Origin of the sequence: Arthrobacter gandavensis (assembly GCF_039528575.1) — a bacterium.
Classification (GTDB): Bacteria; Actinomycetota; Actinomycetes; order Actinomycetales; family Micrococcaceae; genus Arthrobacter_B; species Arthrobacter_B citreus_B.
This window is the reverse complement of record NZ_BAAALV010000002.1, coordinates 1,018,576-1,042,039: the sequence shown is the minus strand read 5'-3', so window position 1 is coordinate 1,042,039 and position 23,464 is coordinate 1,018,576. Positions and strand designations below refer to the sequence as shown.

The window sequence follows — 23,464 nt, the reverse complement described above, 5'->3', positions numbered from 1 at the left end:
GGAACGCCGGCGGGGTCTTACTCGCCGCGCGTCTTCTGGATGATCTCGTCGGCTACTGCCTTCGGGACCTCTGCGTAGCTGTTGAACTGCATCGAGTAAACGGCGCGGCCCTGGGTCTTGGACCGCAGGTCGCCGATGTACCCGAACATGCCGGACAGCGGAACGAGGGCACGAATGACCTTCACGCCGCTGGCGTCTTCCATCGACTGCATCTGCCCGCGGCGCGAGTTGATGTCACCGATGACTTCACCCATGTATTCCTCAGGGGTGCGGACTTCGACATCCATGATCGGTTCGAGAAGAACCGGGCTGGCCATCTTCGCAGCTTCCTTGAAAGCCTGGCGGCCGGCGATCTTGAACGCCATTTCGGAGGAGTCAACATCGTGGTAAGCGCCGTCAACCAGCGTTGCCTTGATGCCCACCACCGGGTAGCCGGCGAGGATGCCGTCGTTGAGGGCGCTCTGGATGCCCTGGTCAACGGAGGGGATGTACTCGCGCGGAACACGGCCACCGGTGACCTTGTTGTCGAACTCGTACAGCGCACCTTCTGCAGTATCCAGCGGCTCGATGGCGATCTGGATCTTTGCGAACTGGCCGGAGCCACCCGTCTGCTTCTTGTGCGTGTAGTCGTAGCGCTCGACCGTGCGGCGGATCGTTTCGCGGTAAGCAACCTGGGGCTTGCCCACGTTGGCTTCGACCTTGAACTCGCGGCGCATGCGGTCCACCAGGATGTCCAGGTGGAGCTCGCCCATGCCGGCGATGATGGTCTGGCCGGTGTCTTCGTCGAGGGAGACCTGGAAGGTCGGGTCCTCTTCGGAGAGCTTCTGGATAGCCGTGGAGAGCTTCTCCTGGTCACCCTTGGTCTTCGGCTCGATTGCCACGGAAATGACGGGCTCCGGGAAGCTCATCGATTCCAGGACGATCGGGTTCTGAAGGTCGCACAGGGTATCGCCCGTGGTGGTGTCCTTCAGGCCGATGGCCGCGTAAATGTGACCCGTGGTGATCTCGTCAACCGGGTTTTCCTTGTTGGCGTGCATCTGGAAGAGCTTTCCGATGCGCTCCTTCTTCTGCTTGGTCGAGTTCATGACCTGGGCGCCGGAAGCAGCCTTGCCGGAGTAAACGCGGATGTAGGTCAGACGGCCGAAGAACGGGTGCGTCACAACCTTGAAGGCCAGTGCGGAGAACGGAGCTTCTGCGTCAGCGGCGCGTTCGAGGATGACCTCTTCGTCGCGGATGTCGTGGCCCTTGATGTTCGGGACATCGAGCGGGGACGGCAGGAAGGCGACGACGGCGTCAAGCATCGGCTGAACGCCGCGGTTCTTGAACGCGGAACCGCACAGCACCGGGTAGACCTCGGAGTTGACGGTCAGCTTGCGGATACCGGCCTTCAGTTCCTCAACGGTGAGTTCTTCACCTTCGAGGTACTTTTCCATCAGCTCTTCGCTGGCTTCGGCAACGGTTTCAACGAGCTTGGCGCGGTACTCTTCGGCCTTTTCCTGCAGGTCTGCGGGGATCGGCTCAACTTCGTACTTGGCGCCCATGGTCACGTCGCCCTTGGCGTCGCCGCGCCAGGTCAGTGCACGCATTTCGAGGAGGTCAACAACGCCCTCGAATTCGCTTTCAGCACCGATCGGCAGCTGGAGGACCAGCGGCTTGGCGCCAAGGCGGTTGATGATGGTGTCGACGGTGAAGTAGAAGTCGGCGCCCAGCTTGTCCATCTTGTTGACGAAGCAGATACGCGGAACGTTGTACTTGTCAGCCTGGCGCCAGACAGTCTCAGACTGCGGCTCCACGCCTTCCTTGCCGTCGAATACGGCTACGGCGCCGTCAAGCACGCGCAGGGACCGCTCAACCTCGACAGTGAAGTCAACGTGACCCGGCGTGTCGATGATGTTGATCTGGTTGTTGTCCCAGTAGCACGTGGTAGCTGCGGAGGTAATGGTGATACCCCGCTCCTGCTCCTGTGCCATCCAGTCCATGGTCGAAGCGCCGTCGTGCGTTTCGCCAATCTTGTGGTTGACACCGGTGTAGAACAGGATGCGCTCGGTGGTGGTGGTCTTGCCGGCATCAATGTGCGCCATGATGCCGATGTTGCGGACCTTGTTGAGGTCGGTAAGCACGTCCAGTGCCACGGTTACTCCCTAGTTTTGGTTCTGGCCCCGCCGGTCACCTATTCGGCCTTCGGCCCTGAGGCCCGCCGAAGCGGGCCGCAGGGCCTGGGCTGAAAAGATATTCGTGGTGCTAATTACCAGCGGTAGTGGGCGAAGGCCTTGTTGGACTCGGCCATCTTGTGGGTGTCTTCGCGACGCTTCACAGCAGCACCAAGACCGTTTGAGGCGTCCAGGATCTCGTTGCGCAGACGTTCGGTCATCGTCTTCTCGCGGCGGGCCTTGGAGTAGCCAACCAGCCAGCGCAGCGCCAGGGCGGTTGCGCGGCCCGGCTTAACCTCAACCGGAACCTGGTAGGTGGCGCCGCCGACGCGGCGGGACTTGACCTCAAGGCTCGGCTTGATGTTGTCCATGGCCTTCTTCAGGGCTGCAACCGGATCCTGTCCGGTCTTTTCCTGAGCACCGGCAAGTGCGCCGTAGACGATGCGCTCTGCGGTGGACTTCTTGCCGTCAACGAGAACCTTGTTGATCAGCTGCGTGACCAGCGGGGAGCCGTAGACGGGATCGACTGCGAGCGGCCGCTTGGGGGCCGGACCCTTGCGGGGCATATTACTTCTTCTCCATCTTCGCGCCGTAGCGGCTGCGAGCCTGCTTGCGGTTCTTGACACCCTGGGTGTCCAGTGCGCCGCGAACGATCTTGTAACGGACACCGGGCAGGTCCTTCACACGACCACCGCGGACCAGCACGATGGAGTGTTCCTGCAGGTTGTGACCCACACCGGGGATGTAGGCAGTAACTTCCACGCCGCCGTTGAGGCGAACACGGGCTACCTTGCGCAGAGCCGAGTTCGGCTTCTTCGGGGTGGTGGTGTAAACACGGGTGCACACACCACGGCGCATCGGGCTGCCCTTAAGGGCAGGAGCCTTGGTCTTGGAGACCTTGGGTGAGCGGCCCTTGCGGACCAGCTGCTGAATCGTAGGCACTTATCAGTTCTCCGTTTTATCTCGAGAAAAATTCTCTGGTTGCGCTTGCTCCGGCCGGCTTGACGCAGGTCACGGAGCGAGGCTTTTCAAAGTTGTTGCCGCAGTACCCCCGAGACGTTCCGTGATCCGAAGCGACCGTAGGCGTGCAAAAGTGTGGCATTCGTTGCACAAGAACCCTGCAACCCGGAAACAGGCCCCCACCCGCGCCCCGGAGACGGAATCCAGGAAACATGCGAGCGGCCTTCATCCACTGCCACACAAACAATTATTAACAGTCTAGCAGACATCCCGGCAGACTTAATCCGGGGCTGCCGGGCCCCGCGGGAGCCGGTCTCAGCTACGGGCTGCCAGCGCCTGGGTGATCTTCCGTGACGCCTCCTGCAGCTGGGGCAGCACCTGCGCCGCCGCCTCCTCCAGTGTAGGCCCGTCCAGGCCCAGGGTCGCCTGCATCGAGGTATTCAGCGCCGCGATCACTTCGCCGCCGGGGCTGAAGATGGGCACCGCCACTGAACGCAGTCCCCGTTCAAGCTCCTGGTCCACCACGGCCCAGCCCTGTTCGCGGACCCGGCCCACTTCACGGCGCAGGGCCGCATCATCGGTAATGGTGCGCTCGGTCAGGGGAACCAGTTCCACTTCGGCGAGATACGCGTCCAGGGCAGCGTCGTCGAGTCCGGCAAGCAGCACCCGCCCCATAGAGGTGGCGTAGGCAGGGAAACGGGTTCCCACGGTGATCCCCACCGTCATCAGCCGGCGGGTATGGATCCTGGCAACATAGACGATTTCATTGCCGTCCAGGATAGAGGCCGACGTCGATTCGTGGATTTCGCGGGAAAGATCCTCCAGCAGGGGCTGGGCCAGCTGCGGGAGTGACTGCCCGGCCAGGTAGGAGTAGCCAAGCTGCAGGACCAACGCCGTGAGTTCAAAGCTCCGGCCGTCGGTTCGCACGTAGCCAAGCTCTACCAGGGTCAGCAGGAACCGCCGGGCCGTGGCCCGCGTTAGGCCGGTCCGCCGGGAGACGTCGCTGAGGGTCATCTGTACGTGTTCGGCGTCGAACGCCCGGATCACGGACAGGCCGCGGGCCAGTGACTGGACAAACTGGTCACTGGCCGCGATGGTTTCGCTCATGTCTCCCCCGCTGATGGTCTTAGTCGGTACCGGCTGACGGGCCGATCAACGGCACGTCCACCTTCGCGGCAAGCTCCTCGAAGCTGATCCCGTAGGTCTCGCGAACGTGGACGCCGTCCTCCTTCAGGAGAAAGACCGCCTCATTAGTGTAAACGCGAGTGACGCAGCCAACGCCCGTCAACGGGTAGGAGCACTCCTTCACCAGCTTGCTGACGCCTTCGCGGGTGAACAGGGACATCATCACGTAGACGTCCTTGGCACCGGTCGCCAGGTCCATGGCTCCCCCGACGGCGGGGATCGCGTCAGGTGCGCCGGTGTGCCAGTTGGCCAGGTCGCCAGTTGCAGAAACCTGGAAAGCTCCCAGCACGCAGACGTCCAGGTGCCCGCCGCGCATGATGGCAAAGGAGTCGGCATGGTGGAAGTACGATGCTCCCGGAAGCTCGGTGACGGGGATCTTGCCGGCGTTGATCAGGTCGCCGTCGATCTCATCACCCCGGGCCTCGGGACCCATGCCCAGCATGCCGTTTTCAGTGTGCAGCGTGACGTGCTGCTCGGGCTTGAGGTAGTTGGAGACCAGCGTCGGCTGTCCGATGCCCAGGTTGACGAAGGAGCCGGGCGCGATGTCCCGGGCGACGAGTTCAGCCAGGGAGTTGCGGTCCAGTTTTTCGCTCATGGTGGTATTCGCTGCCTTCTCGCTCATGCTGCTGCCGGTTCTTTCTCGCGGGTTACCTGCACCAGGGTGTTGACGTAGATGCCGGGGGTCACGACGATCTCCGGATTGATCCCTCCCACTTCCACGATGTCGCGTACCTGGACGATCGCGTTCTTCGCGGCCGCTGCCATGATGGGACCGAAGTTCCGGGCGGTCTTGCGGTAGACCAGGTTCCCGGCGCGGTCGGCCTTGAGTGCCTTCACCAGTGCGAAGTCTGCGTGCAGCGGAGTTTCGAAGACGTAGCCGCGGCCGTCGATCATGCGGGTTTCCTTGCCCTCGGCCAGCGGGGTGCCGTAGGCGGTGGGCGTGAAGAAGCCGCCAATCCCGGCACCGGCGGCGCGGATGCGCTCGGCCAGGTTGCCCTGCGGAACCAGCTCGAGTTCAATCTCCCCGGCCCGGAACTTCGCATCGAAAATCTGTGAGTCGGACTGGCGCGGGAAGGAGCAGATGATCTTCCTGACGCGTCCGGCACCAATCAGTGCGGCGAGCCCTTGTTCACCGTTGCCTGCGTTGTTGTTCACAACTGTGAGGTCCTTTGCGCCCTGGCGCAGAAGTGCCTCGATCAGCTCGACCGGCTGCCCGGCCTTGCCGAAGCCTCCGATCATCACGGTGGCTCCGTCATGGATCGGCGCGACGGCTTCGTCGACGTCCTGCAGAATGTTCAGCACGGTTCTCCTCAGGAGCTAGGCTTTGGTGTTTTCGAGTACGACGGCGAGTCCCTGCCCGACGCCGATGCAGATGGCGGCCACGCCCCACCGTTCACCGGTGGCTTCGAGCCGGCGGGCCAGGGTGCCCAGGATCCGGGTGCCTGAGGCGCCCAGCGGGTGTCCGATGGATACGGCGCCGCCCCAGGCGTTGACGATCGCGGGATCGATGTCCCACGCGTCAAGACAGGCCAGGGACTGTGCGGCGAAGGCTTCATTGAGTTCAACGGCACCAACGTCGTTCCAGGAGATCCCGGCACGCTTGAGGGCGGTGTTGGCGGCTTCCACCGGCGCGTAGCCGAAGTACTGCGGTTCGTTGGCGGCTGCTCCGCGTCCGGCGATGCGGGCCAGGGGCTCCAGGCCAAGGATCCCGGCCGCGGCTTCGCTGCCCAGCCAGGCTGCGGAGGCGCCGTCGTTCAGCGGTGAGGCGTTGCCGGCAGTGACGGTGCCGCCGGCTGGGGAATCGGAGACCGGACGGAAGACGGTCTTCAGGGTGGCGAGCTTCTCCACGGTGGAACCTGCACGGATGCTTTCGTCGCGCGCCAGCTCGGCGCCGTCGACCGCTACGGTGAGGTTGTCGTAGCGTCCCTCGTCCCAGGCGCGGGCGGCCTGCTCGTGGGACCTGGCAGCGAACTCGTCCTGGCGCTCACGGCTGATCCCGTACTTCTCGCGCAGCTGTTCGGTGGCTTCACCCAGGGAGACAGTCCACTCCCTGGGCATCCGGGGGTTGACCAGGCGCCAGCCCAGCGTGGTGGAGGCCAGTGTCTGGTCACCGGCGGGGAACGGCTTTTCGTTCTTGGGCAGCACCCAGGGGGCGCGGCTCATGGATTCGGCTCCGCCTACCAGCATCAGGTCCGCTTCGCCGGTGTTGATCTGCCGGGAGGCGATCATGGCGGCGTCGAGGGAAGACCCGCAGAGCCGGTTCACGGTGGTGCCGGGGATGGACACCGGCAGGCCTGCCAGCAGCGTGGCCATGCGGGCCACGTTGCGGTTCTCCTCGCCCGCACCGTTGGCGTTGCCGAAGATGACTTCGTCAATACGTTCAGGGTCGAGTTCCGGTGCGCGGGCGACGGAGGCCCGGATCACCTGTGCGGCGAGGTCGTCGGGCCGGACCCCTGCAAGGGCTCCCCCGAAACGTCCGAACGGGGTTCGGACTGCGTCGTAAATGTAGGCCTGGTTCACCGTGGCTCCTTTGGCTGGTTGCTGCACCCGTGTTCGCGGACCGTCGGCGCAGGACGAGCGCCACTAGTGTTCAATCTGCGAACATGCGTACAAGATGCGAATTTATCCGAGATTGGCGTTTTGTGCCAGCCTTAGTTTTCCGCCGCGTCCAGTTCAGCGAAGACGTGCTGGGCAACCTTGAACGCCGAATTCGCCGAAGGCACGCTGCAGTAGATCGCAGACTGCAGGAGGATTTCCTTGATCTCGTCCCGGGTCAGTCCGTTCCGCAGTGCAGCACGGACGTGCATAGCCAGTTCTTCCATGTGTCCGTGCGCAATCAGGGCGGTCAGCGTGATAGCGCTGCGCATCTTCCGGTCCAGCCCCGGGCGGGTCCAGATGGTCCCCCAGGCGTAGCGCGTAATCATGTCCTGGAAGTCGGTGGTGAAGCCGTCCTTGGCTTCGTTGGCACGGTCCACGTGGGCGTCGCCCAGTACCTCGCGGCGCACTGCCATGCCCTCGTCGTAGATTTCCTGCTGGGTTTTGCCGGTGGAGGATTCGTTCACTGTCTTGCCTGTTCTCTGGGCTTCAAGGTGCGGTGTGCACCCATTTTTCTGCTTCGCTGCTTTGCTGCTTTGCTGCACAACTCTTACTTGGCAGCGCGGAAGAAGCTGCCAAGCAGCTCCGCGGTAACTGCCGGCTGCTCTGCCGGCACCAGGTGCGCGGCATCGGGCACGACGGCGGAGCGGCCGCCGGGTACGCCGGCGGCAATCAGTTCGGCGAAGGAGGCAGGGGTGACCACGTCTTCGGCCCCGGCCACGGCCAGGACGGGAACCTTGATTTCGGCCAGTCGGCTGCGGACGTCGAAACCCGCCAGGGCCTGGCAGCAGAAGGCGTAGGAGAACCGGTCGGCGTCCTGCAGGGAATGGAGCAGTGCCGCGGATGCGCCTTTCTCCCGCTCGATGAATCCTTCGGCGAACCAGCGCTGGGCAGAGGAAATGAGTACTGCCGGAGTGCCTTGGTTCCGGACGGTTTCAGCCCGCGCTTCCCAGCCTTCGGCGTCGCCGATTTTGGCGCCGGAACAGAGGATGGCCAGTGAGGTGAAGGCGGTGGGGAAATCCAGTCCCAGCTGCAGTCCCACGGCACCGCCCAGGGAGACACCCGCATAGTGGATCTGCGCCTGCCGCGAAATGTCCCCTGCCGCTGCGGCGTCCTCGACCAGCTGGTGGACGGCAGCAGCCAGTTCCCCGATGGAGAATCCGTCAGTGGCCGCCGGGCTGTTGCCGTGTCCCGGGAGATCCCAGGCAATAACCGTGAAGCCGTCGAGCAGGGCCGCTGTGCTGGCCCACAGTGCGGTGCCGGAGGTGCCCAGTGACGGCCCGGCGATCATCACGGGCGCCGAGGGACCGGCGTTGGAGAGCTGGGTTGCCTTGATCTGGGGGACGCTCACGCGTTGTTCCTTCCGGGGTAAGCCGAGATGATTCGTTCAATCAGTGCGCTGGATTGGCCGATGTAGTTTGCCGGATCAAGCAGGTCGGCGATTTCCGAGTCGCTGAGCACCTGCGCCGGTACCGCTTCGCGCAGGAGGGCGGCAAAGTCCTCGCCTGCCAGTGACCGCGATACGAGTGCCTGGATTTTCTTCTTTCCCTGGCCCGGGGTGCCTGCATCCAGGAGCGGAGCTACCCGTGCCATGACCTTCTCGCTGACAACCAGCGGGCCGGCCAGGGCGAGGTTCCGGGCAACGGCACTGGTATTGACATGCAGTCCGCCGGACAGCTCAGCCAGTTTTGCGGCCGCTCCCCCTGCGAGCCGCAGCAGCTGTCGCAGTGCCTGCCATTCAACGTGCCAGGATCCGCCGGGGCGTTCGTCGTCAGCGGCACCAGCAGCGGCCTGGAGCATGGCGGTGTATCCGGGCGCGGCCAGGGCTGCACTGCGGATCAGGACGGAAAGGACGGGGTTCTGCTTCTGCGGCATGGCCGAAGAACCGCCGCGGCCTTCCTCGCGCGGTTCGCTGACCTCGCCGATTTCGGGCCGGCTCAGCAGCAGGACATCGTTGGAAACCTTGCCCGCTGCGGCCAGCAGGTCTGCCAGGGCGCCGCCCAGGGCGGTAACCGGCAGGCGGTTGGTCTGCCAGGGAGCCACCGGGTCTGCGAGCCCAAGGCGGGCCGCAAGGTCCGCGGACAGTTCAAGCGGGGAGGCAGAGGAGGATTCGGCGGCCGCAGTGAGCGCGGCCATCGTGCCGGAGGCACCACCCCACTGCAGCGGCAGCGCCGCGGCGGCGGCTTCCAGGGCGGCAGTCGCCTGGCCAACGCCGTGCAGCCACTGGGCTGCCTTCAGCCCAAAGGTGGAGGGAAGGGAATGCTGGGTGAGGGTGCGTGCCACGCTGAGGGTTTCGGCGTGTTCGCGGGCCAGGTCCGCCAACGCTGCCTGTGCACGGTAAGCATCGGCCAGGATGGTTTCCAGCGCCCGTGATGCCATCAGCATCAGCGCCGAATCCAGGATGTCCTGGCTGGTCGCAGCTTTATGGATGGGGCCAACGGCTGCCGGGGCCTCTTCCCGGACAATCGCCCGCAGATCTGCAAGCAGCGGAATGACGGGATTCCCGCCGCCCTGCGCCCGGGCCGCCAGGTCCGCTATGTCATAGCGGCTTGCCTGGCAGGCAGGTGCAACGGCGTCGGGAATCCCAGACTTGACCAGGCCCGCGGAAGCGAGCACCCGCAGCCACTCGAGTTCGACGTCGAGCATGGCCTGCAGCAGCGCCTCGTCCGAGGTCAGTGCGGCAGCACGGGTGCCGGCCCATGCCGGCGACAGGAGTCCGTAGTCGGCAGTTTCCGCGAAGGCCAAGGGGTTACGCTCCCGGGTAGGCGAGGAAGACGGTCTCGTCTTCGCCCTGCAGTGTGATGTCCCAGCGCAGGCCGCCATCTGCTTCGCGGGTGGCGATCAGGGTCCGGCGGCGGTCCTCGGGAAGCGAGGAAAGCAGCGGATCCTTGGCCAGGGCTTCCTGGTCTTCCGGCAGGTACATCCGGGTGTGGAGCTTATTCAGCAGGCCGCGGGCAAAGATCACTACGGAGATGAACGGTGCGGAGCCTTCTTCCGTGGGACCGGGGTTCACCGTGGTGAACGTGTAGTTGCCGGTGTTGTCCACTGCGGTGCGGCCCCAGCCGGTGAAGGTGTAGCCGTCACGGACCAGTGATCCGGTCCGCTGCGGGATATTGCCCTCTGAGTCGGCCTGCCAGATTTCCAGCAGTGCGTCGGGAATCGGCTCTCCGGCACCGTCGCGGACGGTGCCCTGCAGCCGGATGGCTCCGGGAAGTCCAGGCGCGAGCAGTTCCCCGCCCTTCTCGAAGGGAAGCGCGTAGCCGTAGAACGGACCAATGGTCTGGCCGGGGGTGGCGGTGAGTTTTTCGCTCATTACTCTGCGTCCTCTTCTTCCATCCAGGTGCGGTTGCTGCCGGTCAGCACAATGTCCCAGTTGTAGCCGGTGGCCCACTCGTGCGAGGTGATGCTGTGATCATAGGCAGCAACGAGGCGGTCCCGGGCCTTCTGGTCCGTAATGGACTGGTAGATCGGATCCAGGGCGAAGAGCGGATCACCCGGGAAGTACATCTGGGTGATCATGCGCTGGGTGAAGTCCGTCCCGAAGAGGGAGAAGTGGATGTGGGCCGGACGCCAGGCGTTGAAGTGGTTCTTCCACGGATAGGGGCCGGGCTTGATCGTGGTGAACTCGTAGGAGCCGTCATCACCGGTGATGGCACGGCCGACGCCGGTAAAGTTCGGGTCAATCGGAGCCGGGTGCTGGTCGCGCTTGTGGATGTACCGGCCGGCGGAGTTCGCCTGCCATACCTCGATCAGCTGGTTGCGGACCGGACGCCCGTCGCCGTCGAGCACCCGTCCGCGGACGATGATGCGCTCGCCCAGGGGCTCGCCGTTGTGCTGGATGGTCAGGTTGGATTCCAGCGGGTGCACATCCTGGTGGCCGAACGCGGGCGACCAGAGCTCGATGGTCTCCGGGTCGGTGTGGTGCAGGTTCTTGGTGGGGTGGCGAAGCAGCGAACTGCGGTACGGACGGAAGTCCACGCGCGGCTGGGTCTCCTCAGCGGCACCGTTCTCCACACCCTTCCGGTATGCCTCATGAATGGTCCGGATCTCTTCGGAAATCTGGTCCTGCGATGCCTCGGCGGCGTCCAGGCGCTCGACGACGTGGCTGTCCGCGAACAGGTCTTCCGCAAGGGCGGAGCCGCTGTCCGTGTCCATGGTGTTCTTGTCCATGGTCCTTCTTCCTGTCAGGGCAGAACGCCTCGTCGCGTCCCGCGGTGGGTAGGCATCCCGTGGATGGAACCCACAGTACACCTCGTGTTCACTCTTAGTACAGACGTTCACATTGTGAACATATGCCGGCTTTCACCGGTCCGGGGGCTAGTGTTCCGGCCAGCCGGTGTAGGCCTCGGCAAGGTAAGCCTGGCCGTGGCGGGAGGAGACCACGCCGTTGAGTTCTCCCAGGGCACGCTTGCGCTCGAAATCCGTGGCGTCGGGGCGGGTGTGAAGCATGGACGTCATCCAGTAGGAGAAGTTCTGCGCCCGCCATACCCGCTTGAGCGCCTTATCGCTGTAACCGTCCAGCAGGTCGGGAGACTTCGTGGCATAGAAGGAATCGATCGCTTCGAACAACACCTTCACATCCGCCAGAGCCAGGTTCAGGCCCTTGGCGCCGGTGGGCGGAACCGTGTGTCCGGCGTCGCCGGCCAGGAACATGTTGCCGTAACGCAGCGACTCGCAGACGTAGGAGCGGAACTTCAGGACGGTCTTTTCGAAGATCGGCCCGCGCTTGAGCTGGAAGCCGTCCGGACCGTCGACGCGGCGCTGGAGTTCATCCCAGATCTGCTCATCGCTCCATGCATCGGCGTCCTCGTTGGGGTCGGACTGGAAGTACATGCGCTGCACGTTGTCGTTGCGCTGGCTGATCAGGGCGAATCCGTGGTCAGAGTTGGCATAGATCAGTTCAGGCGCGCTCGGCGGAGCTTCGGTGAGGATGCCGAACCAGGCGAACGGGTACTCGATGAAGTTGTCGGTGCGCAGTTCCTTGGGAATGGAGCGCTTGCAGATGCCTTGGGAGCCGTCCGCGCCAACCAGGATGTCGCAGTGAATTTCGAAGTCCGTGCCTTCGGCATCGGTAAAGCGGATCTTGGGGACCGGCGTCGTCTGGTCGAGCACTTCGGTATTGGATACTGCGTAACGGACGTCGCCGTTGTCCCGCTCACGGGCAGCGGCCAGGTCCACAAAGACCTCATTCTGCGGATAAAGCCAGACAGACTCCCCCACCAGTTCCTCGAAGTCGATCCGGTGGCTTTCGCCGCCGAAACGCAGGTCGATTCCGTCATGCTTGTAGCCGTCGGTCAGCACCCGGTCACTGACTCCGCCTTCAGTGAGCATCCGGACGCTGCCGTGTTCCAGGATTCCGGCGCGGTGCGTGGTGCGGATGGTTTCATGGTCGCGCTTTTCCACGACGATGCTTTCGATGCCTGACTTGGCCAGCATGTGGGAGAGCATCAGCCCAGCGGGACCACCTCCAACAATGCCGACTTTGGTCTTGAGGACGGTGCGGGCTGCAGCCAATGCAGGACTCCTTTTGGGGACAGGCGGGAGGAACGGGCCTGAAGGCCTTACTCCCAGTGTGAGGACCGGCACATGCCGGACGCGACCCCATTCCCATTCAATGAGAAGACGTGTCCTCCAAAAGGCCAGTTACGGCTCTTATGAAGGCTCAAACGGGCCGTAACTGTCCTCTCGGCGTGGGTGCTAGGCAGTGGGCCCTTCATTCCGCGGGCCGGCTTCTGCCGAATCGGTGCCCAGTCCGCGTGAGATACCCCGCGCAGCGGTCATCAGCGCAGGCACGGTAGCGGAGGTGTTCTCTTTCCCGCGCGGAACCACCACGCCCAGGGCGGCCACCGCTGAACCCTGCGGTCCAAAGACCGGGACGGCTATCCCCGTTGTGTCCGGATCGACAACCCCGGGCAGTGTTGCGCACCCTGCCCGCCGGATCTCCGCCCACTGCCGCCGGAGTACGTCGGCAGCAGGAAAGGGCGGCGGGTCATTGCGGTGCCGGCTGAGGAACTCCTCCTGGACGTGCCGGGGCGAGTGCGCCATCAGCACCATCCCGGAGGAGGAAATGTGCAGCGGGAGCCTGCCTGCAACTTTCGCGAAGTTGGACACCGAGCCGCGGCTGGAGAGCCGTTCAATGAAGAGCACCTCATCCTCCTGCAGGACGGACAACTGGGTGTGTTGGCGGATCACCGCCTGGATGTCCTCCATGAACGGCATAGCCACCTGGCGCAGGTCCAGTGCCGCAGAGCTGCGGCTCGCCAGCTCCCAAAGCCGCAGTCCCAGACGGAGCTCACCCTTATCCGTGCGCTGCAGCAGCGCCAGGGACACCAGCTCCCCCGCCAGCCGGTGCGCTGTAGAGAGCGGCAGCCCTGCCCGGCGGGCCAGGACCGCCACGGGCATGGCAGCGTGCTCAGCGTCGAATGCCGAAATCACACGCACGATGCGCTCCGCCATGGAGTCTCCGGAAGGGGAATTGGCCATATCAGTACTTTGGCATACGACGGCGCTGCCTCCGCTTCCACCCGTTCCGGCCGCGCTGCGCCAACGGGTGTGACAGCCTGCGGGGCCGGTCCGTTAAACGGGCCGGTCCGTTAAACGGGCCGGTCCGTTAAACGGGGAAGGACCCCGCCTTTCGGCGGGGTCCTTCCCTTCGGTGCGTGGTCCGGCTTTGGCTTTTCAGCTTTAGCGGAACTCGCTGCCCATGTCGTAGTCATCCAGCGGGATGGCGTGGAACTCGGGGCTCAGGCCACCGTCAACTCCGGCGTAGTCGAAGTCGCTGAAGGCGCTCGGGCCGGTGAAGAGATTGGCCTTTGCTTCCTCAGTCGGTTCAACCGTGACCTCGGTGTAACGGGGCAGGCCCGTTCCGGCCGGGATCAGCTTACCGATGATGACGTTTTCCTTCAGGCCGAGCAGCGGATCGCTCTTGCCTTCCATGGCCGCCTGCGTCAGGACGCGGGTGGTTTCCTGGAAGGAAGCAGCGGACAGCCAGGACTCGGTCGCCAGGGATGCCTTGGTGATACCCATCAGCTCCGGACGGCCAGCAGCCGGACGGCGTCCTTCGGAGACCACGCGGCGGTTCTCGCTCTCGAACCGGCGGCGCTCAGCCAGCTCACCCGGGAGCAGGTCGGAATCGCCGGATTCGATCACGGTCACGCGGCGCAGCATCTGCCGGACGATGACTTCCACGTGCTTGTCGTGGATGCCCACACCCTGGCTGCGGTACACGCGCTGCACTTCGTCCACCAGGAACTCCTGTGCCTTGCGCGGGCCGAGGATGCGGAGGATCTGCTTGGGATCCACTGCACCTGCAACCAGCTGCTGGCCAACCTCGACGTGGTCGCCGTCGGCAACCAGGAGGCGGGCACGGCGCAGGACCGGGTAGGCGATTTCCTCGGAGCCGTCATCCGGAGTGACAACCAGACGCATCTGGCGGTCGGTCTCTTCGATGGTGACCCGGCCAGCCGTCTCGGAGATCGGAGCAACGCCCTTGGGGGTACGTGCTTCGAAGAGCTCCTGGATACGGGGCAGACCCTGGGTGATATCTTCTGCCGATGCAACACCACCGGTGTGGAAGGTACGCATGGTCAGCTGGGTACCGGGCTCACCGATGGACTGTGCGGCGATGATGCCAACAGCCTCGCCAATGTCAACGGTCTTGCCGGTGGCCAGCGAACGGCCGTAGCAAAGGGCACAGGTTCCGACAGCCGACTCACAGGTCAGCACGGAGCGGACCTTGATGTCGGTGACGCCGGCCTTGAACAGCTTCTCGATCAGCACATCGCCGACGTCGTCGCCGCCCTTGGCCAGGACGTTGCCTTCCGCATCGGAGACGTCGGTAGCCAGCGTACGGGCGTACGCCGAGTTCTCGACCTCTTCGTGCAGCACCAGTTCACCGTTGTGATCCGGAACAGCGATCGTAACGTTCAGGCCGCGCTCGGTGCCGCAGTCCTCTTCGCGGACAATGACGTCCTGCGAAACGTCCACCAGACGACGGGTCAGGTAACCCGAGTTGGCGGTACGCAGAGCGGTATCGGCCAGACCCTTACGGGCACCGTGCGTGGCGATGAAGTATTCCAGAACCGACAGGCCCTCACGGTAGGAGGACTTGATCGGGCGCGGGATGATCTCGCCCTTCGGGTTGGCCACCAGGCCGCGGATACCGGCGATCTGCCGGACCTGCAGCCAGTTGCCTCGAGCACCGGAGGAAACCATCCGGTTGATGTTGTTCTGGATCGGCATGTTGTCACGCATAGCCTTGGCAACCTCATTGGTTGCCTGGTTCCAGATGTCGATGAGCTCCTGGCGGCGCTCGTCTTCAGCGATCAGGCCCTTGCCGTACTGGCTTTCAACCTTGGCAGCGCGTGCTTCGTAAACCTCCATAATGGCCGGCTTGTCGATCGGAGCAGCGATGTCGGAGATGGCAACGGTGACGCCTGAGCGGGTGGCCCAGTAGAAACCGGAGTCCTTCAGGTTGTCCAGCGTTGCAGCCGTGACGACCTTCGGGTACCGCTCGGCAAGATCGTTGACGATCTTGGAGAGCTGGCCCTTGTCTGCAACAGCCTCAACCCACGGGTAATCCGCCGGCAGGGTCTGGTTGAACAGCACCTGGCCGAGGGTGGTCGGGATGAGTGCAGGAGTGCCCTCTTCCCAGCCTTCCGGAGCCGGCTGCTCGTCGCTGGGAACGAAGCCCTCGACGCGGATCTTGACCGGAGCGTTCAGGTGCAGCTCGCCAAGGTCGTTCGCCATGATGGCTTCAGCCATCGAGGAGAACACACGGCCTTCGCCTGCTGCGCCTTCGCGCTTGGTGGTCAGGTGGTGCAGGCCGATGATCATATCCTGCGAAGGCAGGGTCACCGGACGGCCGTCCGACGGCTTCAGGATGTTGTTGGAGGACAGCATCAGGATGCGTGCTTCAGCCTGTGCTTCGGGGCTCAGCGGCAGGTGGACTGCCATCTGGTCGCCGTCGAAGTCAGCGTTGAAGGCGCCGCAGACCAGCGGGTGCAGCTGCAGGGCCTTGCCCTCAACCAGCTGCGGTTCGAAGGCCTGGATGCCGAGGCGGTGCAGGGTAGGTGCACGGTTGAGCAGCACCGGGTGTTCGGTGATGATCTCTTCCAGTACGTCCCAGACCTGCGGGCGGAAACGCTCGACCATGCGCTTGGCGCTCTTGATGTTCTGTGCGTGGTTGAGGTCAACCAGGCGCTTCATCACGAACGGCTTGAAGAGCTCCAGGGCCATCTGCTTGGGCAGGCCGCACTGGTGCAGCTTCAGCTGCGGACCGACGACGATGACCGAACGGCCGGAGTAGTCAACACGCTTACCCAGAAGGTTCTGGCGGAAACGTCCCTGCTTGCCCTTGAGCATGTCAGAGAGCGACTTCAGCGGGCGGTTGCCCGGTCCGGTGACCGGACGGCCGCGGCGGCCGTTGTCGAACAGGGAGTCAACGGCTTCCTGCAGCATGCGCTTTTCGTTGTTCACGATGATCTCGGGGGCACCGAGATCCAGCAGGCGCTTCAGGCGGTTGTTGCGGTTGATGACGCGGCGGTACAGGTCGTTGAGGTCGGACGTCGCGAAACGGCCGCCGTCGAGCTGGACCATCGGGCGCAGTTCCGGCGGGATGACCGGGACGGCGTCCAGGACCATGCCCATGGGGCTGTTGGACGTCGTGAGGAACGCGTTGACAACCTTCAGGCGCTTCAGGGCACGCGTCTTGCGCTGGCCCTTGCCGTTCTGGATGATTTCGCGCAGGTTCTCAGACTCCTGCTGCATGTCGAAGTCCTCAAGACGCTTCTTGATGGCTTCGGCGCCCATGGAGCCTTCGAAGTACAGGCCGTAGCGGTCGCGCAGTTCGCGGTAGAGGCCTTCGTCGCCCTCGAGGTCGCCGACCTTGAGGTTCTTGAAGCGTTCCCAGACCTGCTCGAGGCGCTCGATGTTGTTGTCGGCGTCGCGGCGTACCTTGGCCATCTGGCGGTCGGCGGAGTCGCGGGCCTTCTTCTTGTCCGCTGCCTTGGCGCCTTCGCCTTCGAGGCGAGCCAGCTCGTCTTCGAGGTCCTTGGCGATCGCGGCGATGTCGGAGTCGCGCTGGTCAACCAGGTGCTTGCGCTCCAGGTCGTGCTCGGCCTGCAGGTTCGGCAGTTCGGCGTGGCGGTTCTCCTCGTCGACCGAGGTGATCATGTAGGCAGCGAAGTAGATGACCTTTTCGAGGTCCTTCGGAGCCAGGTCAAGGAGGTAGCCCAGGCGGGAGGGAACACCCTTGAAGTACCAGATGTGGGTTACCGGAGCGGCGAGCTCAATGTGGCCCATCCGTTCACGGCGAACCTTGGCGCGGGTAACTTCGACGCCGCAGCGCTCACAGATGATGCCCTTGAAGCGTACGCGCTTGTACTTGCCGCAGTAGCACTCCCAGTCACGGGAAGGACCGAAGATCTTTTCGCAGAAAAGACCGTCCTTCTCCGGCTTCAGGGTTCGGTAGTTGATGGTTTCCGGCTTTTTGACCTCGCCGTAAGACCAGTTGCGGATTTCGTCCGCAGTGGCAAGGCCGATTCGCATGAGGCCGAACGTGGAATCGTTGGACATGGGTCCCTGTTCTCTCTTGTTCTCTAAATCTGAATGTCTCGGGTACGGGAAGAACTAAGGTGACTACCCCAACGGCGCCGGGTGGTCCGGGTTAGGCGGCTTTAATATTTCGAGCGAGCTCTGCGAGCTGCGGAATTTCGTTGCCGCCGTTCCGGGCCTCCCGGCGCCAGCCGGGATGGAAAACCTAAACCTCTTCTACTGAGCTCGGCTCTGCGCGGGACAGATCAATACCCAGCTCTTCCGCGGCCCGGAAGACTTCTTCATCCGAGTCACGCATTTCAATCGTGTTGCCTTCAGTGGAAAGGACTTCCACGTTCAGGCACAGCGACTGCATTTCCTTGATGAGCACCTTGAACGATTCCGGAACGCCGGGCTCCGGGATGTTCTCACCCTTCACGATGGCTTCGTAGACCTTGACGCGGCCGTGGATGTCATCGGACTTGATGGTGAGCAGTTCCTGCAGGGTGTAAGCGGCACCGTAGGCTTCCAGGGCCCAGACTTCCATTTCACCGAAGCGCTGGCCGCCGAACTGTGCCTTACCACCCAGCGGCTGCTGCGTGATCATGGAGTACGGACCCGTGGAGCGTGCGTGGATCTTGTCATCGACAAGGTGGTGCAGCTTCAGGATGTACATGTAGCCAACGGAGATCGGATCCGGGAACGGCTGGCCGGAGCGGCCGTCGAACAGACGGGCCTTTCCGGAAGCACCGATCAGGCGGTCGCCGTCGCGGGTGACGTTCGTGGAGTCCAGGAGGTTGGTGATTTCGTCCTCGCTGGCGCCGTCGAACACCGGGGTGGCAACGGTGGTGGGACCGGTTTCACGGGGCAGCGCGGGCAGGTCCTTGACCCAGTCCGGCTCGCCTTCGATCTTCCAGCCCTGCTTGGCAGCCCAGCCTAGGTGGATTTCCAGGACCTGTCCGACGTTCATTCGGCCCGGAACACCCAGCGGGTTCAGGACGATGTCGACGGGGGTGCCGTCTTCCAGGAACGGCATGTCTTCGATCGGGAGGATCTTGGAGATGACGCCCTTGTTGCCGTGGCGGCCGGCCAGCTTGTCGCCGTCCGTGATCTTGCGCTTGTGTGCCACGTAGACACGGACCAGCTGGTTCACGCCCGGGGGCAGCTCGTCGTCGTTGTCGCGGTCGAAGATGCGCACGCCGATGACGGTTCCGGACTCGCCGTGGGGAACCTTCAGGGAGGTGTCGCGGACTTCGCGGCTCTTCTCGCCGAAGATGGCGCGCAGCAGGCGCTCTTCGGGGGTGAGTTCAGTTTCGCCCTTCGGAGTGACGCGGCCAACCAGGATGTCTCCTGCTTCAACCTCGGCACCGATGTGGATGATGCCGCGCTCGTCGAGCTGGGAGAGGACTTCCTCGGACACGTTCGGGATGTCGCGGGTGATTTCCTCGGCGCCAAGCTTGGTGTCGCGGGCGTCAACCTCATGCTCCTCGATGTGGATCGAGGTCAGGACATCGTCGGAGACCATGCGCTGCGAGAGGATGATGGCATCTTCGTAGTTGTGGCCTTCCCAGGACATGAACGCAACGAGCAGGTTCTTGCCCAGCGCCAGTTCGCCCTGGTCCGTGGAGGGGCCGTCGGCGATGACGTCGTTGACCTCAACGCGGGTGCCTTCGGAGACGATCACGCGCTGGTTGTAGGCGTTGCCCTGGTTCGAGCGCGCGAACTTCATGATCGGGTAGCTGGTCTCGGTGCCGTCGTCATTCATGACGGTGACAAGGTCAGCCGATACCTCGGTGACGACGCCGGCCTTGGCGGCGGTGACGGAGTCACCGGCGTCGATGGCTGCGTACTTCTCCATGCCGGTGCCCACGACGGGACGCTCGGAACGGAGCAGCGGCACGGCCTGGCGCTGCATGTTCGCACCCATGAGGGCACGGTTGGCATCGTCATGCTCGAGGAACGGAATCAGGGCCGTTGCGACCGACACCATCTGGCGCGGGGAAACGTCCATGTACTCCACGCCTTCGGGCTCAACGAGCACGGGCTCGCCGGATCCACCGCGGGCACGGACGAGGACGAGGTCCTCTTCGAAGTGCATGTCTTCGCGCAGCGGGGCGTTTGCCTGTGCGATCGTGCGCTCAACTTCGTCATCGGCGGTCAGGTAATCAACCTGGTCGGTGACGACGCCGTCCACAACCTTGCGGTACGGGGTCTCGATGAAGCCGAAGGCGTTGATCCGGGCGTAGGAAGCCAGCGAACCGATCAGGCCGATGTTCGGGCCTTCAGGGGTTTCGATGGGGCACATACGTCCGTAGTGCGAGGGGTGGACGTCTCGGACTTCCATGCCTGCACGGTCACGGGACAGACCGCCCGGGCCCAGCGCGGAAAGGCGGCGCTTGTGGGTCAGGCCGGCCAGCGGGTTGTTCTGGTCCATGAACTGCGAAAGCTGGGAGGTTCCGAAGAACTCCTTGATCGCAGCGACGACCGGACGGATGTTGATCAGGGTCTGCGGCGTGATCGCTTCGACGTCCTGGGTGGTCATCCGTTCGCGGACAACACGCTCCATGCGGGAAAGACCGGTGCGGATCTGGTTTTCGATCAGTTCGCCGACAGCGCGGATACGGCGGTTGCCGAAGTGGTCGATGTCGTCGACCTCAACGCGGATGTCCACGTCCTGGCCGTCGCGCTTGCCCGGGATGGTCTTCTCGCCGGCGTGCAGTGCCACGAGGAACTTGATCATCGCGACGATGTCATCGATGTTCAGGACCGAGGCGTCGGAGTCGCCGATGGGCTTCTCGACGCCGAGCTTGCGGTTGATCTTGTAACGGCCAACCTTTGCCAGGTCGTAGCGCTTCGGGTTGAAGTACAGGTTCTCCAGCAGCGTCTTGGCAGCCTCGACCGTGGGCGGCTCTCCCGGACGGAGCTTGCGGTAGATGTCCAGCAGGGCATCTTCCTGGGTCTCCGTGGGGTCCTTCTCCAGGGTGGCGCGGATCGAGTCGTACTCGCCGAACGTTTCCAGGATCTGGCCTTCGGTCCAGCCAAGGGCCTTGAGCAGGATGGTTACGGACTGCTTGCGCTTGCGGTCCAGGCGGACGCCCACCTGGTCGCGCTTGTCGATTTCCAGTTCGAACCATGCACCGCGGGAAGGAATGATCTTCGCGGTGTAGATGTCCTTGTCGCTGGTCTTGTCGGCGGCGCGCTCAAAGTAGGCGCCCGGGGAACGGACCAGCTGGGAGACGACGACGCGCTCCGTGCCGTTGATGACGAAGGTGCCCTTGTCTGTCATCAGCGGGAAGTCGCCCATGAACACGGTCTGCTGCTTGATTTCGCCCGTGTTGTTGTTCATGAACTCGGCCTTGACATACAGCGGTGCCGAGTACGTTGCGTCCCGGTCCTTGCACTCGGCCATGGTGTACTTCGGATCAGCGAATTCCGGCTCCGAGAAGCTCAGGGACATGGTGCCCTGGAAGTCTTCGATCGGGGAAATTTCTTCGAAGATATCCGCGAGGCCCGAGGTGGTGGCGAAACCTGCGTCGCCCTCTTCCTGGGCCTTCCGCAGGCGTTCCTTCCAGCGCTCATTGCCTACGAGCCAGTCAAAGCTGTCCGTCTGCAGGGCAAGAAGATTGGGAACATCCAGCGGTTCGTGAATCTTTGCGAATGAAATCCGGGAAGCTGCGTTCTCCGGAGTGGTAGCGGTTGCATTATTAGAGGTGCTCGAGGCGACCAAGAGGGATCCTTCCACAGACCTTCAGGCGTGTTTCGCGCTCCCACTCTGCACTGACGGACCTGGTCCGCGTGCGTCCTGGCGGTCCCGGGCGCCGTGATTGTCCTTTGCTGGGCGTAAAACGCCTGCGTGAACACTTCGGACGCCGCCTGGCCCGTGACACAGCCCACCGCTATATGAAGGCTGAAGGTTAAGAGAGGGAAGCAAATATCTACTATAGGGCATTGGGGACACAGAAGTCTACCCGGTAATCGAAACCCCTGCCAGCTCAACCCGGGATCCTGCAGCGGGAAACTTCAAAGTTCCTGCGCTGCGGCTTCCTGTCGGGGAGCTGCGGGCGGTGCCAGCGAACCGATATGACGCTTGGCTACCCACATAGAGTACCCCAAGTCAGGCGGATCCGCGCGATTTCTTTCCGCGGATTCCGCGCCCGCTCCCCGGCGGAGGCAAAACCGGAAGCCTGCCGGGGGCCGGATGTGTCCCACGCCACGGCAAGCGGGTAGCCTAAAGGCAAAATCCGCAGGACCAACGGATCACCTTCTATGAAAGTGGATTAGCGGCATGAGCACTGAGGCATTTCCAGGAACTGAGGCATTCGCAGGAACTGAGGCGGCGCCCGAGGTTGTCATAGTCGGCGGGGCGCGGACCCCCCAGGGACGGCTGAACGGCCAGCTGTCTTCCTTCACCGCCGTCGAACTTGGCGCCTTCGCCATAGCCGGCGCCCTGGAGCGTTCCGGTGTGGACGCCTCACAGGTGGACAGCGTGATCATGGGCCACGTCGTACAGGCCGGCTGCGGCCAGAACCCGGCCCGGCAGTCCGCCATCAAGGCAGGCCTTGGCTGGGATGTACCCACCGTGACCGTCAACAAGGTCTGCCTCTCCGGACTCGCCGCGGTCATCGACGCGGCACGCCTGATCCGCGGAGGCGAAGCAACCGTGGTGGTGGCCGGCGGCCAGGAATCCATGACACGCGGCCCGCATGTGCTGCCCGGTTCGCGCCAGGGCTGGAACTACGGCAGTATGTCCGTCCTTGATTCGGTCGCTCACGACGGCCTGACGGACGCCTTCGATAACGAATCCATGGGCGTCTCCACGGAACGGGGCAATACCGCCCTGGGCATCAGCCGCACCGCCCAGGATGAGGTGGCGGCTGCCTCCCACCAGCGTGCTGCCGCAGCCGCCGAAGCCGGAATTTTCGACGTCGAGATCGCCCCGGTCACCGTTCCCCAGCGCAAGGGCGATCCACTGGTGCTCACAGCCGATGAAGGTATCCGGCCCTCCACGACTGTGGACACCCTCGCCGGGCTGCGGCCGGCGTTCGATCCGGAAGGCACCATCACGGCGGGCAACTCTTCTCCCCTGTCCGACGGCGCCAGCGCCCTGGTCCTGACCACACGCGCCTTCGCCGAGGAACAGGGGCTGCCCGTCCTCGCCGCCGTCGGGATGCCCGGTCAGGTCGCGGGCCCGGACAACAGCCTGCACTCACAGCCTTCCAATGCCATTTCCCAGGCGCTCAAGCGGGCCGGCTGGACCGCGGCGGACCTCGACTTCGTCGAGATCAACGAGGCCTTCGGCTCGGTGGCCGTGCAGTCGCTGCAGGAACTCGGCGTCGATTTGGAGGACTGCAACATCCACGGCGGGGCGATAGCCCTCGGCCACCCGATCGGTGCCTCCGGCGCACGGCTGGCACTGCACGCGGCGCACGAACTGAACCGGCGAGGTTCCGGGCGTGCCGCCGTCGGGCTCTGCGGAGGCGGCGGCCAGGGTGAAGCCCTGCTGCTGTACAGGCTCTAGGTTTGGAGTCTTCCCCAACCGGCCGTGACCGGGTGCTGGCGGCTGCGGACCGCCTCGGGCTGGACGTTGAGGTCATCGACAGGCCTGCCGCCGCCAGCCTGGCCGAAGCAGCCGCGATGCTTGGCATCACCGCGGCGGACATCGTGAAGTCACTCGTTGTCCGGCGCCGGGCCGGGGAGTACCTGTTTGTCCTGGTTCCCGGAGACGCCCAGATTTCCTGGCCCAAGCTCAGGGCGGCCGCGGGCGCCAACAAACTGATGCTTCCGCCTGCCGAGGAAGCCTTTGAGGCCACCGGCTACGCCCGCGGAACCATCACTCCGCTGGGCAGTACTGTGGCGTGGCCCGTCTTTGCTGCTCCGGGCATTCGGGGCCGGCGTGTATCGATGGGAGCCGGCGAGCACGGAGCCAGCCTCTTCGTGGACGGGGACGCCCTCCTCGCGGTCCTGGACGCAACCGTCACGGACATCACCGACCCGCTCTCCTAGCGCGCCAATAACCCACCGAACGCAAAAACCCCCGCTTC

General features: G+C 64.0%; 18 protein-coding genes. 2 read left to right on the top strand and 16 right to left on the bottom strand.

Annotated features, from left to right (window positions below; genetic code table 11):
* Positions 1 to 17: 17 nt before the first annotated feature.
* The 16 genes from fusA to rpoB form a co-directional block, all read right to left on the bottom strand.
* Complete coding sequence (gene fusA / locus ABFX29_RS08160; protein WP_152226470.1) at positions 18 to 2,132, bottom strand: elongation factor G; 2,115 nt, start codon at positions 2,130 to 2,132, stop codon at positions 18 to 20.
* A gap of 113 nt (positions 2,133 to 2,245) precedes the next feature.
* Complete coding sequence (gene rpsG, locus ABFX29_RS08155) at positions 2,246 to 2,716, bottom strand: 30S ribosomal protein S7 (protein WP_055239342.1); 471 nt, start codon at positions 2,714 to 2,716, stop codon at positions 2,246 to 2,248.
* Position 2,717: 1 nt separating this feature from the next.
* Complete coding sequence (rpsL, locus tag ABFX29_RS08150) at positions 2,718 to 3,092, bottom strand: 30S ribosomal protein S12 (protein ID WP_055239341.1); 375 nt, start codon at positions 3,090 to 3,092, stop codon at positions 2,718 to 2,720.
* 333 nt (positions 3,093 to 3,425) lie between these two features.
* Positions 3,426 to 4,217: an IclR family transcriptional regulator domain-containing protein gene (locus ABFX29_RS08145; protein WP_152226468.1), complete on the bottom strand. Its 792-nt coding sequence runs from the start codon at positions 4,215 to 4,217 to the stop codon at positions 3,426 to 3,428.
* A 19-nt stretch (positions 4,218 to 4,236) separates the two neighbouring features.
* Positions 4,237 to 4,917 carry a 3-oxoacid CoA-transferase subunit B gene (locus ABFX29_RS08140; protein WP_152226466.1) on the bottom strand — a complete coding sequence of 227 codons (681 nt, stop codon included), beginning with the start codon at positions 4,915 to 4,917 and terminating at the stop codon, positions 4,237 to 4,239.
* Positions 4,914 to 5,597 carry a 3-oxoacid CoA-transferase subunit A gene (locus ABFX29_RS08135; protein ID WP_152226464.1) on the bottom strand — a complete coding sequence of 228 codons (684 nt, stop codon included), beginning with the start codon at positions 5,595 to 5,597 and terminating at the stop codon, positions 4,914 to 4,916. Before ABFX29_RS08135 ends, ABFX29_RS08140 begins: the two co-directional genes overlap by 4 nt.
* 15 nt (positions 5,598 to 5,612) lie before the next feature.
* Positions 5,613 to 6,815 carry a thiolase family protein gene (locus ABFX29_RS08130; protein WP_152226461.1) on the bottom strand — a complete coding sequence of 401 codons (1,203 nt, stop codon included), beginning with the start codon at positions 6,813 to 6,815 and terminating at the stop codon, positions 5,613 to 5,615.
* 131 nt (positions 6,816 to 6,946) lie between these two features.
* Positions 6,947 to 7,306 carry a 4-carboxymuconolactone decarboxylase gene (pcaC, locus tag ABFX29_RS08125; protein ID WP_152227303.1) on the bottom strand — a complete coding sequence of 120 codons (360 nt, stop codon included), beginning with the start codon at positions 7,304 to 7,306 and terminating at the stop codon, positions 6,947 to 6,949.
* 134 nt (positions 7,307 to 7,440) lie between these two features.
* On the bottom strand, positions 7,441 to 8,241 hold the full coding sequence (locus ABFX29_RS08120) for an alpha/beta fold hydrolase (RefSeq protein WP_246167274.1): 801 nt from the start codon (positions 8,239 to 8,241) through the stop codon (positions 7,441 to 7,443).
* The gene (locus ABFX29_RS08115; protein WP_246167272.1) at positions 8,238 to 9,635 is read right to left on the bottom strand and encodes a lyase family protein; all 1,398 of its coding nucleotides are present in this window, start codon (positions 9,633 to 9,635) and stop codon (positions 8,238 to 8,240) included. Before ABFX29_RS08115 ends, ABFX29_RS08120 begins: the two co-directional genes overlap by 4 nt.
* A gap of 4 nt (positions 9,636 to 9,639) precedes the next feature.
* Positions 9,640 to 10,203: a protocatechuate 3,4-dioxygenase subunit alpha gene (gene pcaG / locus ABFX29_RS08110; protein ID WP_152226457.1), complete on the bottom strand. Its 564-nt coding sequence runs from the start codon at positions 10,201 to 10,203 to the stop codon at positions 9,640 to 9,642.
* On the bottom strand, positions 10,203 to 11,060 hold the full coding sequence (gene pcaH / locus ABFX29_RS08105; protein ID WP_246167270.1) for a protocatechuate 3,4-dioxygenase subunit beta: 858 nt from the start codon (positions 11,058 to 11,060) through the stop codon (positions 10,203 to 10,205). Before pcaH ends, pcaG begins: the two co-directional genes overlap by 1 nt.
* A 147-nt stretch (positions 11,061 to 11,207) precedes the next feature.
* Positions 11,208 to 12,404 carry a 4-hydroxybenzoate 3-monooxygenase gene (locus ABFX29_RS08100; RefSeq protein ID WP_152226455.1) on the bottom strand — a complete coding sequence of 399 codons (1,197 nt, stop codon included), beginning with the start codon at positions 12,402 to 12,404 and terminating at the stop codon, positions 11,208 to 11,210.
* Between the two features lie 183 nt (positions 12,405 to 12,587).
* Positions 12,588 to 13,373 (bottom strand): IclR family transcriptional regulator, encoded by a 786-nt coding sequence (locus ABFX29_RS08095; RefSeq protein WP_152226453.1) that lies wholly within the window; start codon positions 13,371 to 13,373, stop codon positions 12,588 to 12,590.
* Between the two features lie 201 nt (positions 13,374 to 13,574).
* Positions 13,575 to 17,465: a DNA-directed RNA polymerase subunit beta' gene (locus ABFX29_RS08090; protein ID WP_152226451.1), complete on the bottom strand. Its 3,891-nt coding sequence runs from the start codon at positions 17,463 to 17,465 to the stop codon at positions 13,575 to 13,577.
* A gap of 184 nt (positions 17,466 to 17,649) precedes the next feature.
* Entirely contained in the window at positions 17,650 to 21,150 is a 3,501-nt protein-coding gene (gene rpoB, locus ABFX29_RS08085) for a DNA-directed RNA polymerase subunit beta (protein ID WP_152226448.1), read from the bottom strand.
* 558 nt (positions 21,151 to 21,708) lie between these two features.
* Between rpoB and ABFX29_RS08080 the strand changes: the two genes are divergently transcribed.
* Positions 21,709 to 22,941, top strand: a complete 1,233-nt coding sequence (locus ABFX29_RS08080; RefSeq protein ID WP_152226446.1) for an acetyl-CoA C-acetyltransferase — start codon at positions 21,709 to 21,711, stop codon at positions 22,939 to 22,941.
* Positions 22,942 to 22,943: 2 nt separating this feature from the next.
* Entirely contained in the window at positions 22,944 to 23,426 is a 483-nt protein-coding gene (locus tag ABFX29_RS08075; RefSeq protein ID WP_152226444.1) for an aminoacyl-tRNA deacylase, read from the top strand.
* Positions 23,427 to 23,464: the final 38 nt, after the last annotated feature.